Origin of the sequence: Streptococcus sp. CF8_St5-11 (assembly GCF_024295625.1) — a bacterium.
Lineage (GTDB): Bacteria > Bacillota > Bacilli > Lactobacillales > Streptococcaceae > Streptococcus.
Window position 1 is genome coordinate 1 of sequence record NZ_JANCOJ010000013.1, and the last position, 747, is coordinate 747.

Genomic DNA, 747 nt, shown 5'->3' on the forward strand with positions numbered 1-747 from the left:
CCGCTTTATGCACCCTAGAGGAGTCGAACCTCTAACCGCCTGATTCGTAGTCAGGTACTCTATCCAGTTGAGCTAAGGGTGCTCGTTCCTATTCAATTATTACATAGCCTTGCGACCATGCACCCTAGAGGAGTCGAACCTCTAACCGCCTGATTCGTAGTCAGGTACTCTATCCAGTTGAGCTAAGGGTGCTTCTTTCAACCTTTGTCTATGCCGAGGACCGGAATCGAACCGGTACGATCGTTACCAATCGCAGGATTTTAAGTCCTGTGCGTCTGCCAGTTCCGCCACCCCGGCCTCCTCAAGCGAACGACGGGATTCGAACCCGCGACCCCCACCTTGGCAAGGTGGTGTTCTACCACTGAACTACGTTCGCATTGCTTTCTTTATATAAAAAAATGCCGGCTACATGACTTGAACACGCGACCCTCTGATTACAAATCAGATGCTCTACCAACTGAGCTAAGCCGGCTCATTATTATTCTCTTATGCGGGTTAAGGGACTTGAACCCCCACGCCGTAAAGCGCCAGATCCTAAATCTGGTGCGTCTGCCAATTCCGCCAAACCCGCAAAATATGACCCGTACTGGGCTCGAACCAGTGACCCATTGATTAAAAGTCAATTGCTCTACCAACTGAGCTAACGAGTCTTAAAATAATTTTCATTATTTTAACGGTCCCGACGGGAATCGAACCCGCGATCTTCGCCGTGACAGGGCGACGTGATAACCGCTACACTACGGGACC

At 50.2% G+C, this 747-nt stretch carries 8 tRNA genes; all 8 read right to left on the bottom strand.

Going from position 1 to position 747, the window contains the following annotated elements:
- Positions 1 to 8: 8 nt before the first annotated feature.
- The 8 genes from NMM13_RS10035 to NMM13_RS10070 all read right to left on the bottom strand — a co-directional run bounded on the left by NMM13_RS10035 (position 9) and on the right by NMM13_RS10070 (position 747).
- Positions 9 to 82 (bottom strand) — tRNA-Arg (locus NMM13_RS10035).
- Positions 83 to 118: 36 nt separating this feature from the next.
- Positions 119 to 192: transfer RNA gene (locus tag NMM13_RS10040), tRNA-Arg, on the bottom strand.
- Positions 193 to 211: 19 nt separating this feature from the next.
- Positions 212 to 297, bottom strand: a tRNA-Leu gene (locus tag NMM13_RS10045).
- 7 nt (positions 298 to 304) lie between these two features.
- Positions 305 to 376 (bottom strand) — tRNA-Gly (locus NMM13_RS10050).
- Positions 377 to 399: 23 nt separating this feature from the next.
- Positions 400 to 472, bottom strand: a tRNA-Thr gene (locus NMM13_RS10055).
- A gap of 17 nt (positions 473 to 489) precedes the next feature.
- Positions 490 to 571, bottom strand: a tRNA-Leu gene (locus NMM13_RS10060).
- 6 nt (positions 572 to 577) lie between these two features.
- Positions 578 to 650 (bottom strand) — tRNA-Lys (locus tag NMM13_RS10065).
- Positions 651 to 674: 24 nt separating this feature from the next.
- Positions 675 to 747: transfer RNA gene (locus NMM13_RS10070), tRNA-Asp, on the bottom strand.